Raw genomic sequence first — 12761 nt, 5'->3', positions numbered from 1 at the left:
TTTTTCTTCCCTTTCTTTTAAAATTCTTCCGTGTCAGGTGGAAACCAGCGGTACACCGCCAGATCCACTTTCCCATCCGGCGTAAAGCGGATTCCTTCCGTCTCCAGCAAATCCTGCTGACGGGTCCCTTTTGCCTCGGCATCCGGGGGAAATGAAATCCCACCTTGCGTATTGATGATCCGATGCCATGGCAAGTCATACTTGGCGCTCATTGAATGCAGGATGCGCGCTACTTGACGGGCCCCCCGGCGATTTCCGGCGGAGGCTGCCACTTGTCCGTATGTCATGACATAGCCTGCTGGAATGTCCCGGATGATTTGGATAACACGTTCAGTAAATGGGCTCATGACGGATCTTCGGCCTCCTGTTGTCCGACTTTTATCCTTTTTCGTTCGTACGCTCCATAAAAAACGGACGAGATGATGAACCAGGTGGCGCTGATGCTCATTCCGGCTACCACATCACTTGGATAATGGACTCCGAGATAAATGCGGCTCGCCCCGATGGATACCATCATGACGCCGGCAAGGAACAGGACAAAGATGCGTCCGCTCGACTTTTTGATAGCTTTCCATGACAGGTATGCCAAGACGCCGTATAAGCTGACCGCCAACATGGCATGTCCGCTCGGGAAGCTGTAGCCTCCGATTTCCGCAAGGCGGTGCAGAGTCGGGCGCTCCCTCTGGAAGATGATTTTCAAGATTTGATTCAAAGCTCCGCTTCCAATAACGACGACCAACACGAAAAGGGCTTGCTCCCGGCGGTTCCCGAAAAAGAGGGCAATCGCGAGGAGGATGGCAAGAGAAACGACTACGGAACCAGATCCGATGGTGGCCAAGAAGTTGGCCCATTTCGTCAGCCACGGTTCTTCCACTCCTTGGATGAGGGCTATGATCGGGCTGTCGAAAGAGCCGATCGTATTTCGGCTGATGGCCATTGCCAGGTAAGCAAACAGTCCAAGGAGCGGAATGCATGAAAGCAACGCCCATACATGGCGCGAATCAGATGTACGCAATGAAAACCCTTCCTTTCCTCTGTCCCATATTGTACCGTTACGCGGAAATGACATCAAGCGAGCCCTTGCCATTCGAAAAAGGTGGATGAATTGATGCTAGCTGCTTTCCCCTCGGTAGGGCTGTTGCTCTTCGCACATAGAAAAGAGCTGAGCTGAAGTTTACCATGTTCAGAGCCGGGAAATGTATGATGAAAGTAAAAAGGAGTGGATGGTAAATGAAAGAGATACAGACAAGCCGAGAATGGAAAGAAGCGTTAGAGAAGTCGAATGAAGCGCCGCAGTTTGTCATGAAACATAGCTCGACCTGCCCGATCAGCGCCTCCGCTTTCGGAGCCTTCCGAAATGTGGAGACGGACGTGCCGAAGCAATACTTGGTCGTGCAGCAGAGCAGGTCCTTGTCCAATGAGATGGAGGATGAGCTTGGCATCCGGCATGAATCACCTCAATTATTCCTATTGAAAGACGGTGAGGCGATTTGGAATGCATCGCATCATGACATCAGTGAACCGAAAATCCAGCAAGCGATTCAAGAATATTGTTAAGTGAAACCGGGTATCTTGTACAAAGGTGCCCGGTATTTTATTCCAATGGAAAGAGGCCGTCGCCCATCCGGCTTCACAGGTCGGGTACTATGATAGAGCGAGGTAGCTCACATTTGGAGTGAGAGAAAGGGGATGCGGATTGCGCTTACAAGACAAAGTAGCCGTCATTACAGGCGGTGCCAGGGGAATTGGCGGAGCCGCCGCTACGTTATTCGGAAAAGAAGGGGCCCGTGTCGCGGTACTTGATTTTAATGAAGAAATCGGCCGCAGCAAAGTGGAGCAACTGCTAAAGGATGGCGTCGAGGCATCTTTTTTCCAGGTAGACGTTGCCGATTACGACAATGTCAAGCAAGTGGCGAAGCAGGTGCTAGAGACGTTCGGGAAAGTGGATATTCTCGTGAACAATGCGGGAATCACAAAAGATGCCATGTTGGTGAAATTAACTCCAGAAGCATTCAAACAGGTACTTGATGTGAATTTGACCGGCATTTTCAATTGCACGCAAGCATTCTTGCCTTCCATGATCGCTCAAGGAAAGGGCAAGATCATCAATACATCCTCGATTTCGGGCACCGGCGGGAATGTCGGGCAAACGAATTATGCCGCCTCCAAGGCGGGAATCATCGGGATGACCCGGACGTGGGCAAAGGAGTTCGGGCCGAAGGGGCTCAATGTCAATGCCGTCGCACCGGGTTTCATTGAAACCGGAATGATCGACACCATTCCCGAAAAGGTGTTGAATCAAGTCCGGGCGCTCACCCCGTTCCCTCGGCTGGGAAGACCGGAAGACATCGCAAATGCGTATCTATTTCTGGCTTCGAATGAGTCGGACTTTGTAAACGGAACCGTCTTGGAAGTGGACGGCGGCATGCTGAAATAGTAGGAAGAGAAGGCCTATCCTGGGGGATAACAGGTTCGGTTCACGGAGAGAAAACATTAAGGAACAAGCTAATCGGGGACACAATTCACATACGAATTGGTGTCCCCTATTTTATTGATATACCAATGTTTTGAAGGGTTTAGTGCGATAAACTGCACTCAAATTCGCATCCACATTAACAACACCACATAAATTTATGTGATGTTGTTAATCGCTATGCTAAAGCGATTGCGAATTGTATAACCAATTATGTTGCAAGTTTTAAGGGGAATAAAGATTTTCGAAGGATTTTAGGAACTCTATGCTAAAACAAGTTAAAAGAGTTTGGGAGTAATTGTTATTCAACAAACGAACCGTTTTGTTGCAATTATGAAACTATTTACTATCTCGTTCCGTCTTAATTAATAAGAATTTTTAGTATGAATGGAGATATAATTATGTGGTTAATACTAGGACTTGTCGCAATAATAGCGACTTTTATTAATCTTTACATGTATGGAACTGGCAAAGATTATAAATTGGCAATGGCAATGGGATTATCATTTACAGCACTAACACTTGTTGCAGAATACAGTATGGTGTCTGATTGGGTAAAAGTGGAAGATTGGTCTGCTTTATTAGATGTAGTGCCCTCGATGGAAACAGTGTTATGGGTTTTGACGATTATATCGATTTTATTAAATATAACTCCTATACTTTTAGAGCTGAAAAACAAAAAATAATTACTTATTGTCGCATCACTTATATAATGTTCAATTATTGTATAAATCTGTATGTAAAACTAGCGGGTGCGGTTGTGGAACAATCAATACGAACTTTCTAACCGCAAAATATTATAACAAGAACGTTCAAAGTTTTGAGCGTTTTTTTGTTTTTTCTATTACTGATCCGTTGTCGAAACATATGCTTCTTAGGCCGTTATTTACATTGATTTTAGCGTTTTTCTCCCCCTCAACCGAACCCGTTATCTGAAGGAGAGGGCCTTTTTTTGTGAAAAGATTCACAAAATGTGACATCTATCATCTCTCCTGTCATGACGTTTATGTCTGTTGCGGAAGGGTAGGATTTCTTATGATTGAATCATGAAATAGAACGAGTATCAGATTAGGAGGATTTGCATGAGTAAAGAAAAAACGAAGAAGTTACATCAAGACGTTGCTCCTTTTGCAAAATCGGATAAGAAAAAAAGCGTTTTGCAACTAATCAATACGATTCCACCGGTGATCATTCTTTGGTTTTTGGCGTATCAGAGCTTGGATGTCTCCATTTGGTTGACGTTGGCTCTTTGTGTAGTGAATGCTGGATTTGTTGTCCGGACATTCATCATTTTCCATGACTGTACACACGGTTCATTTTTCAAAAATAAAAAAGCGAATGATATTGTAGGAACGATGACAGGTGTCCTGACGCTATTTGCCTATGAGAAATGGAAGCGGGAGCACTCGATTCACCATGCGACAAGTTCGAATTTGGATAAACGAGGCGTTGGGGATATTTGGGTGATGACAATTGAAGAATACGTTCAAGCATCGAAATGGCAACGGCTGGCGTACCGTTTCTACCGGAACCCGCTAGTCATGTTCGGATTGGGACCGATGTATCTCGTCCTCATCTCCAGCCGATTCAATCGGAAAGATGCACGACGGAAAGAGCAGTTAAATACGTATTTGACGAATGTGATTCTTGTTGGCCTATACACGGGACTGATCCTGTTGATCGGCTGGCAGTCGTTCTTGCTAATCCAAGGCTCGACCATGTTCGTGGCAGGGATGCTCGGCATCTGGTTGTTCTACATCCAGCATACCTTCGAGGACTCATACTTTGAGGAAGAGTCGGAGTGGGATTATGTGAAAGCGGCAGTTGAAGGAAGCTCTTACTACAAGTTGCCACGTGTTTTACAATGGGTGACTGGCAATATCGGATTCCACCATGTGCATCACTTGGCACCGCGCGTTCCAAACTACAATTTGGAAATGGCACATGAATTGACGCCGCCTCTTCAACAGGCAACGACAATTACTATCAAGACGAGTCTGGAATCCCTCAAATATCGATTGTACGATCCAGCTCGCAAGACATTTGTCACGTTCAAAGATGTGAAACATTTGGTCCGTGCGAAGAGCAAAGGGGTTTCCATCGATTTGAAACCGAAGCGAACAAGTTTGAGCAAATGAATGATCGAAGGGGCTGTTCGCTAAAACGAACAGCCCTTTTGTCGTGAAGCGGAGCGACTGGTCACTGTTTATGGCATATGTTTATTGGCGGGACATCTCTAGACATATCAGCGGTTGTGGGAAGATATCAGCGTTCGTCCGTAGTTATCGGCGGTTGTGGGTAGTTATCAGCAGTCGTCCGTAGTTATCGGCGGTTGTGGGAAGATATCGGCATTCGTTCGGAGTTATCAGCGGTTGTGGGAAGATATCGGCGTTCGTTCGGAGTTATCAGCGGTTGTGGGAAGATATCGGCATTCGTCCGGAGTTATCAGCGGTCGTGGGAAGATATCGGCAGTCGTCCGTAGTTATCGGCGGTTGTGGAAAGTTATCAGCATTCGTTCGGAGTTATCAGCGGTTGTGGGAAGATATCAGCGTTCGTCCGTAGTTATCGGCGGTTGTGGAAAGTTATCAGCATTCGTTCGGAGTTATCAGCGGTTGTGGGTAGTTATCAGCATTCGTCCGTAGTTATTGGCGGTAGTGAGAAGATATCAGCGTTCGGATCCACCAACGTTTCCCCAACTTATCACCGCAAGCTGTGATTTTCAAGCGTGCGCAATAGAGGAGCTGAAGGAGAAACCAAATGCAATTAACACGAGACATATTGAAAAATTTGGTACAATGAAAGAATTAGACAGGGCGGTGAAGGTGAGGCATGCACAGTTGGTATAGTATATTCCCGAGAAATCCATGGCTCAGTATTTACGCATGGGTCATCTTTTGTTTATTGCCGTTCTTTTTCATTTTCCGCTCCTCCTCTCCGATTGAGATTGCGGTTGGCATTTCGTTGTTATTCCTCTTTTTCCTGTCGTACATGTTTTCATTCAAATCGAAGAGCGGGCTTGTGTATATGTGGCTTAGCTTTGAAATGGTCATCAATATTGCCATGACGCTATTGTTCGGCTATGTGTACTTGTCGTTATTCACGGCGTTTTTCATTGGTAATCTCCGCAATCCCGTCGGTTTTTTCATCGTGTATGGGCTGCATATTGCCTTTACGATTCTGGCGATCGTGGCAGGTTTCTTTTTGGAAATCAACCTCTTCCTTCCATACGTGCACTTTATTTTGATTACGGTGATCGGCGTTGTCCTGTTGCCGTTCAATTTATACAATCGGAACAAGCGGGAGAAGTTGGAGGACCAGTTGGAAGATGCGAAGGAGAAGATTTCTGAACTTATCATCCTGGAAGAACGGCATCGGATTGCACGTGATCTGCATGATACACTTGGCCAAAAATTATCGATGATCGGTTTGAAGAGCGACTTGGCAGCCAGACTTTTGACGCGGGATCTGGAGGCTGCGGGGAAAGAACTGCAAGAAATCCGGCAGACGGCCAGCACCGCCCTGAAGGAAGTGCGGGAACTGGTAGCGGATATGCGGACGGTAAAGTTAGAGGATGAATTAATTCGGATTCGTCAAATCCTGAAAGCCGCTGAAATGGATTGCACTATTGAAGGAGATCCCGTGTTCAGCAAGATTCCTACTATTGCGGAAAATGTCTTGAGCATGTGCTTGAAGGAAGCGGTGACGAATGTCGTAAAACATAGCTTCGGGACCGCTTGCCATATTACATTTGCACAGTTGCCGAACGAGTATCTCATCAAGGTCGAAGACGATGGAATCGGCATTTCCGGGCGCGGCGAGACATCGCCGGGAAGCGGGCTGAAAGGGATGCGGGAGCGTCTCGAATTCATCAACGGCAGCCTGCATATAGAAGGCGGGGCAGGGACGAAGCTGTATATACGTGTTCCTGCGGTCCTAAAACAAATTGTGGAGGAGGATTAAGATGATCCGGATTGTCATAGCAGAAGACCAAGGAATGATGCTGGGTGCCTTAAGCTCCCTTTTGAATTTGGAAGAGGATATGGAAGTCGTCGGTAAAGCGAAAAATGGAGAGGAAGCGGTCGCACTTGTCCAAGAACTTCAACCGGATGTGTGCATCATGGATATCGAGATGCCGATGAAGACCGGACTGGATGCGGCGGAAACTCTCCAGGGAAGTGCCTGCAAGATTATCATTTTGACGACCTTCGCCCGGACCGGCTATTTCGAACGTGCGCGAAAAGCGGGGGTGCGCGGCTATTTATTGAAAGATAGCCCGATTGAGGAGTTGGTCAGCTCGATTCGGACGATTATGGACGGTCGGCGGATTTATGCACCGGAACTTGTAGACATTGCGTATGGTGACGACGATGACACGGAGAATCCGCTGACAGAGCGTGAAAACCAAGTGCTCAGTCTCGTAGCTGAAGGAAAAACGACGAAAGAGATTGCGGGTGAACTCTTTCTAACGCCCGGCACAGTCCGGAATTATATCTCCACCATTCTTGACAAGCTCGGCGTAGGCAATCGCATCGAAGCGATTTCCCGATTTAAAGAAAAAGGCTGGTTTAAATGAAAGACGGACGGTCTCCAGATAAGACCGTCCATCTCCAATTTCCTGTCATATCGAAATTTCCTCGAAGGATACCTTCCTTAATTCTCCGCCTTTCATTTGAAGAAGGGCTGGCTGAACGGCATTTTCCCCTATTATCAATTGTCCTATATTATTACCTGTCTCGACGATAGAGCTTCCTGGACGTTTCGATACATAATACAACTCTTCTTGCCAAGGCGCATCACATGGCGGCTCGGATCCGCCATTCCGAATGTTGAAGGAATCATCGCAATGGCGACGGATCGTCACTCCTTTCCGTTTGTTGCTATTCCAACGGATTGCGGTGCGCATGAGGAATCCCCAAAGCCCGGAAAAACTCATATTGTTGGAAGGGCTGCTCGTCACTTGCAAAATACTTGCGTTAAATCCGTTCTTCCACCGAATCCGGGAGTGAACGACGGACGCATAATGGACATCTCCTGATAGAATGATGCACCTCGAAGGACGCCATTTCACAATATGCCGCAGAAACTCGTTGAACGCTTTCCCGTTATATTTCCATGCTTCGAAATCCATCATTTCATGCACTGGAATCCCAACGGAGCGCAATGGATAGACATAGGAATGAAGGAAGGACTCGATGATGCCCATTCCGTATAGCGGGGTCGGGGAGATGATAATCAATGGATCGCCACGTTTCCAGCCGGACGCATGCAGCGTTGACGAAATGGCTTTCCATCCGGCTGGGCCAATCAATCTGGGACCGCGGACATTTTCTTTATAGATCCAACCAATCTTCACCGGCAATGGGTTCGCGTCGTAGAAACGCATCGTGCGCGTGTTGAGGAACAATGCCGCCGGCCGGGTAGGTGCGACGAAATGCCAATGGCGGAACGACCAAATGCAGTCCATCCAATCCGTGTGGGCAGGTGTACCGACAATGAGCCTGTCGAAGTAATTTCTCATCGACTGAAGGAACGCCTCCTCGTACCGCTGCGGCTCATTGCCCCAACCTTGGAATGCCCAATACGCACACAAACCATTTGTCACGACGTGCTTTCCGAGAGGCGATCGGGAAACATGATCTCGCCAATCGGCCGTCAAATTCCAATCATCCGTCACATCGTGATCATCAAAAATCATATACGTCGGCATATTTGCCAATAATCTACGAATCCGTCGTACATCCCCGATTGTCTGCAGAAGATCCTCTGTTTGCCGTTCATAGTTGCGCCTCTGCTGATCTCTTTCCTTTTCATCGTCCGGAAAAATGAAATGAAATTCATCCTTCTTCACAAGTTCATCGAAAGAAGGCAGCGCGACAGCTTCCCATAATACAGGGCTCCAAGACAACAAATACATAGCCGCATACTCGCCGAAGGTCATTAAATGATTAAGAGGATTGGACGATGTGAAGCGGCAAAACTGTTCCATGATGAATTGCCGCCCGTTCACTTTGTATAGCGAGCGGTGAAAAGGGGGTTGCCCCAACCGATGATCCAAGCGGGATAGCTCCTCCTCGCCGATGAAACTTGAAGCGACAGTGCGAATGACTGGAAACAGGGGGCTAGCCACATCATCTGCATAAATCTGATCGCCTACGAGGAAGAGCGCACTCGGACGCTCCTGCAAGCGGCTTGCGGCTGTATGCAGGAGTTCATCGCCTGCCGTGAGCGAATCTTCTCCTTTCCCATGAAATTTACGGCAAGATGCATAGAGGAAGTTCGGAGAGGACGATTCGGGGAGATAAAAGGAAGGATACGGAATGCCGGGATAGACAATAGACTGGGCATCCTGTTCGGATAGGTATCCGAGGCTGGCCAAGTCATGGAATTCTCCATAACCGGCGAAAGTCAAGTCGTAGCCAAGAAGGGTATCCATGGGAAAATCCCCGTACACTTGCACGAGGTGAATAAATAATTTTTCTCCGGCACGGACGGATTCGGTTACAGACCAAGTCGGCAAGAGGGATCCATCGACCAAGTTGAAAAGCGCTGCTTTTATTTGAAAAGAGCGGCTTGTAGCAATCCATATGGAAACCGAGTTCTTTTCGACCCGTCGTAAAATTGGACCTGCCAGCACAATGAGATTTTCCATTCAAACGACACCACCACTACGATTGATTACTTTAGCATATTCGCGTGGGAGCAGGTGGTGTGTGCGTAAGGACTAGAGGAAAAGTTAAGGAATTCTTCAGAATTGCAATAGCCAATTCTTCAAGATTATGTCGCATGCTAAAAATAGAGAATCTTACAAAGGCGTGATGACATTGTTAAAGAAGTGGGGATTGATTCTTCTTATTCTAGTAAGCAGTGTGGTAGTAGTTGTGAAGAAGGAGGTCACCTTTACAAAGGAAGTCGTTTCACTGAGTATTCCCGCCAAAGCTGTCCTCGTGATGGAGGCGGATTCGGGGAATATCCTTTATGAGGAAAACGGCTCGGATTCGTTGCCAATCGCAAGTATGACCAAGTTGATGACCCAATATCTTGTATTGAATGCGGTGAATAGCGGGGCGCTGTCTTGGGACAGCCTTTACGCGCCCAGTGAGTATGTATTGCAAATTGCCGGGACACCCGGGGCGGTCAAGCTTGGAGTGGAGGCAGGAGTCGATTATAGCGTCCGCGAGCTTTTTACCGCGATGACGGTCATTTCGGCAAATGATGCCGCAGTCGCTCTCGCTGAAATGGTGGCGGGGACGGAAGAATCCTTTGTCGAGATGATGAATGCACAAGCCAAAGCTATCGGCTTACGTGAAACCATCTTTTATAATGCAACAGGCTTGGATGGCGATTATATCGGCAGAAGTGCGGAGGAAACGAATCATTCTTCTGCTCGGGATGTCGGGGTTATTGCGAAGGAATTGATTGCACGACATCCGGAAGTGCTGGAGTTTACGAAGGTTCAGGATTTCACAACACGCCAGGGGGTTAAAATGTGGAGCACTAATTTGATGTTAGAAGGGATGTCGCAGGCGTTGCCCGGAATCGACGGGTTGAAAACAGGTTATACGGAAGCAGCTGGCTCTTGTTTTGCAAGTACCGGCGTATTTGACGGAAGGCGTATCATTTCAGTCGTCATCGGAGTGGAAGCTGTGGAACAGGATACGATTCATCCCCGGTTCGAACTGACGCGGGAATTGATGGACCGCTTCGTGTTGGATTAACAACTCGATCGAGTCACATGCTATACTATGGCTACTACTTTTCCAAAAAGGAGTGGCTAACACATGGATGTGAAAGTGTGGAAAGAGAAAATCCCGCAAATCGGGCAGATGATGGAGGGAGAGGAGATTGTCTGGATAAATCCTCTTCTGGAATCGACCGAAAGCGGCTTGGCAAAAACAGAATTGACGGCTGCGGACGTCCGGGATGCATCAGACCGCCTACGCCGATTTGCTCCTTATATAGAGCGGGTTTTTCCGGAAACTGAAGATTCAAAAGGTTTGATCGAGTCACCGCTTACAGCCATCCCCGAGATGAAAGAGGCATTGGCTGTCCAATACGGGGTTTCGATACCAGGTGAATTGCTTTTGAAGCAGGATAATCGTTTGCCGATTTCCGGTTCCATCAAGGCAAGAGGTGGCATTTACGAAGTGCTGAAACATGCGGAAACGCTTGCCTTCCAACATGATTTGATATCCGAAGGGGAGGACTATAGCCAATTTGCAGAGCCGGTGTTCCAGGAACTGTTTGCGAAACATAAAATTGCGGTCGGATCAACGGGGAATTTGGGATTGAGCATCGGGATCATGAGCGCGAAGCTCGGATTCCATGTCACGGTCCATATGTCGGCCGATGCAAAGCAGTGGAAAAAGGACATGTTACGTGAAAAAGGGGTTACCGTTGTCGAATACGCGGATGATTACAGCAAGGCTGTCGAAGAAGGGCGGCGTCAGGCGGAATCTGATCCGTATTGCCATTTCATTGACGATGAGAATTCGAGGGATCTTTTCTTAGGCTATGCAGTTGCGGGCGAACGGGTCGCGCAGCAATTGAAAGAGCGGGGAACGGTCGTGGATGCGGGACATCCTTTATTCGTCTATTTGCCTTGTGGAGTCGGGGGTGGCCCGGGCGGCGTGGCATTCGGGCTGAAGCTCGTTTTTGGCGATCACGTCCATTGCTTATTCGCCGAACCGACCCATTCCCCTTGCATGACACTCGGGATGATGACCGGGTTGCATGATGCGATTTCCGTACATGATTTTGGGCTCGACAATAAAACCGCAGCGGACGGTCTGGCAGTCGGAACCGCATCAGGATTTGTCGGGAAAACAATGCAGCCATTCATAGATGGCTGTTACACCGTATCCGACAATAATTTGTTCTCCTTATTGAAGTTGCTGGCGGACAAAGAAGGGATCTATCTGGAGCCATCCGCGCTTGCGGGTATGCCGGGTCCGGTGAATAGTATCCAGGCGGAAGCGGAAAAGGCGGATGCTGTCGAAGCGACCCATATGGTGTGGGCAACAGGTGGTGGCATGGTGCCTGAAGAAGAAATTAAACGCTATTATGAAATGGCGGGGAAATAATTCGTTTTATTTCCCGGGAAATCGACAGCAAACGGGAAATAATCGGAAGCTTATTGCCTATACTAGGAATGAAATTGAGCGGTGGAGGGATGACTGTGAATCAAGACGGCATGAATTCAAAGATATCGCTGCAACAAATTGTACCGATCGGGGATTCTTTTGGTGTCACTCTTACCGAAGAAATGCTTAGCCATCTGGGAGTCGTCGGCTGGGAAGAGGTCCAAGTGGAGATGAGAAAGGATGAATTGGTGATCAAAAGAATCGGCTCATCCGGATCTCCTGAATCATTGACACAAGAGTTCTTCGAAGTCTATAATGAACCATTGGACAATTTTGGGCCAACGATGGAAAATTTGAAAAATGAATAATAACCAAGAGGAAAGCCGTCCATCGTGGACGGCTTTCATTGCATTTCCTTATGGGAGAACGGGCATTTCCCGACAATCGGCTCACTATCGTCCCCGATGAAAAACTGTTTCCATTCATTATGCTCGGGGTCGCCGTAATGGCTGATGTCGGGGTGCTTCGGCAACTGATCCCACACTTCGACACGTTCGCGGACTTTTTCACGCGACATGATGCCACCCTTTTCCGTCCCTTTCAACCCTTTAAAAATCTTGCGCGGTTGAAAACCGATGACCATGGCATTTCCGAGATCACGAGTTTTTCGCTGCTTATAGGCAGGTGTGTTGCCGAACGCAAAAATCGGTTCTCCGTGAAAATGGAAGTCCCATAAATAATGGTCTGGATCTCGCGGGCTATCCGCCGGCCATTCGACTTCATCCTCATCATGTAAGTATTGCAGGATTTCCCAGAACTGCTTTCGATACTCTTCCAAAGTACCTTCCTTCTCAAACGGCTCGACAAACACGAATAACCCATGCCGTTTATGTTTGGGATCCTCGAACAGCTGCAAGAAAGACTGGAGTGCTTCCGGTAAATTGGACCAGTCATCCTGCGTCACATACGCATAGCGCAGCTCCCCCTTCAGTTCACCGCTCATTCCGAAATAACAGGGAAATGTTTTATCTGTCACTGTTCTGTGGAAGGTCTCATACTCTCGCAATAACCAATCCGGCAAATCTGTACGATTGAAAAAATCCTCTTTTGTTAATAAAGCCCCATATTTTGTAATCAAATCGACACCCCCAATTCCAGCTATGACTTTCGTTATTCCCTTAAAAAGGAGAGATGAAACTCTGTCTACG

At 47.7% G+C, this 12761-nt stretch carries 14 protein-coding genes; 10 read left to right on the top strand and 4 right to left on the bottom strand.

Annotation, left to right across the window (positions count from 1 at the left end):
• Positions 1-17: 17 nt before the first annotated feature.
• Together MKY41_RS17230 and MKY41_RS17225 are read right to left on the bottom strand one after the other, a co-directional pair.
• The gene (locus MKY41_RS17230) at positions 18-347 is read right to left on the bottom strand and encodes an MGMT family protein (RefSeq protein ID WP_340746239.1); all 330 of its coding nucleotides are present in this window, start codon (positions 345-347) and stop codon (positions 18-20) included.
• Positions 344-1015, bottom strand: coding sequence for a phosphatase PAP2 family protein (locus tag MKY41_RS17225; protein WP_340746238.1), 672 nt, complete (start codon positions 1013-1015; stop codon positions 344-346). The genes MKY41_RS17230 and MKY41_RS17225 overlap by 4 nt, the downstream gene beginning before the upstream one ends.
• Positions 1016-1230: 215 nt before the next feature.
• Here MKY41_RS17225 and ytxJ point away from each other — a divergent pair, with 215 nt between their 5' ends.
• From ytxJ to MKY41_RS17190, 7 genes are all read left to right on the top strand, one after another.
• A complete protein-coding gene (gene ytxJ / locus MKY41_RS17220) occupies positions 1231-1557 on the top strand; it encodes a bacillithiol system redox-active protein YtxJ (RefSeq protein ID WP_340746237.1) in 327 nt (108 codons plus the stop codon).
• Between the two features lie 139 nt (positions 1558-1696).
• The gene (gene fabG / locus MKY41_RS17215; RefSeq protein ID WP_340746236.1) at positions 1697-2437 is read left to right on the top strand and encodes a 3-oxoacyl-ACP reductase FabG; all 741 of its coding nucleotides are present in this window, start codon (positions 1697-1699) and stop codon (positions 2435-2437) included.
• 437 nt (positions 2438-2874) lie between these two features.
• Positions 2875-3159, top strand: a complete 285-nt coding sequence (locus MKY41_RS17210) for a hypothetical protein (protein WP_340746235.1) — start codon at positions 2875-2877, stop codon at positions 3157-3159.
• A 396-nt stretch (positions 3160-3555) separates the two neighbouring features.
• Positions 3556-4611, top strand: a complete 1056-nt coding sequence (locus tag MKY41_RS17205; RefSeq protein ID WP_340746234.1) for a fatty acid desaturase — start codon at positions 3556-3558, stop codon at positions 4609-4611.
• 156 nt (positions 4612-4767) lie between these two features.
• Positions 4768-5115 (top strand): hypothetical protein, encoded by a 348-nt coding sequence (locus MKY41_RS17200; RefSeq protein ID WP_340746233.1) that lies wholly within the window; start codon positions 4768-4770, stop codon positions 5113-5115.
• A 187-nt stretch (positions 5116-5302) separates the two neighbouring features.
• Complete coding sequence (locus MKY41_RS17195) at positions 5303-6433, top strand: sensor histidine kinase (protein WP_340746232.1); 1131 nt, start codon at positions 5303-5305, stop codon at positions 6431-6433.
• 1 nt (position 6434) lies between these two features.
• A complete protein-coding gene (locus MKY41_RS17190) occupies positions 6435-7046 on the top strand; it encodes a response regulator transcription factor (RefSeq protein WP_340746231.1) in 612 nt (203 codons plus the stop codon).
• Positions 7047-7091: 45 nt separating this feature from the next.
• Here the strand turns inward: MKY41_RS17190 and MKY41_RS17185 are convergent, their stop codons facing one another.
• Positions 7092-9122, bottom strand: a complete 2031-nt coding sequence (locus MKY41_RS17185) for a hypothetical protein (protein WP_340746230.1) — start codon at positions 9120-9122, stop codon at positions 7092-7094.
• Between the two features lie 172 nt (positions 9123-9294).
• On the opposite strand from MKY41_RS17185, the gene MKY41_RS17180 reads away from it, so the two are divergent.
• From MKY41_RS17180 to MKY41_RS17170, 3 genes are all read left to right on the top strand, one after another.
• On the top strand, positions 9295-10188 hold the full coding sequence (locus MKY41_RS17180; RefSeq protein WP_340746229.1) for a D-alanyl-D-alanine carboxypeptidase family protein: 894 nt from the start codon (positions 9295-9297) through the stop codon (positions 10186-10188).
• Positions 10189-10251: 63 nt separating this feature from the next.
• Positions 10252-11553, top strand: coding sequence for a D-serine ammonia-lyase (locus MKY41_RS17175; protein ID WP_340746228.1), 1302 nt, complete (start codon positions 10252-10254; stop codon positions 11551-11553).
• A gap of 89 nt (positions 11554-11642) precedes the next feature.
• Positions 11643-11921: a hypothetical protein gene (locus tag MKY41_RS17170; protein WP_340746227.1), complete on the top strand. Its 279-nt coding sequence runs from the start codon at positions 11643-11645 to the stop codon at positions 11919-11921.
• Positions 11922-11956: 35 nt separating this feature from the next.
• Here MKY41_RS17170 and MKY41_RS17165 read toward each other — a convergent pair whose 3' ends face one another.
• On the bottom strand, positions 11957-12691 hold the full coding sequence (locus MKY41_RS17165; RefSeq protein ID WP_340746226.1) for a YqcI/YcgG family protein: 735 nt from the start codon (positions 12689-12691) through the stop codon (positions 11957-11959).
• Positions 12692-12761: the final 70 nt, after the last annotated feature.

This window comes from Sporosarcina sp. FSL W7-1349 (assembly GCF_038003045.1).
In the GTDB taxonomy this organism is placed as follows: Bacteria; Bacillota; Bacilli; order Bacillales_A; family Planococcaceae; genus Sporosarcina.
The sequence above is the reverse complement of the archived record's forward strand: the minus strand, read 5'-3'. Positions and strand labels throughout refer to the sequence as shown.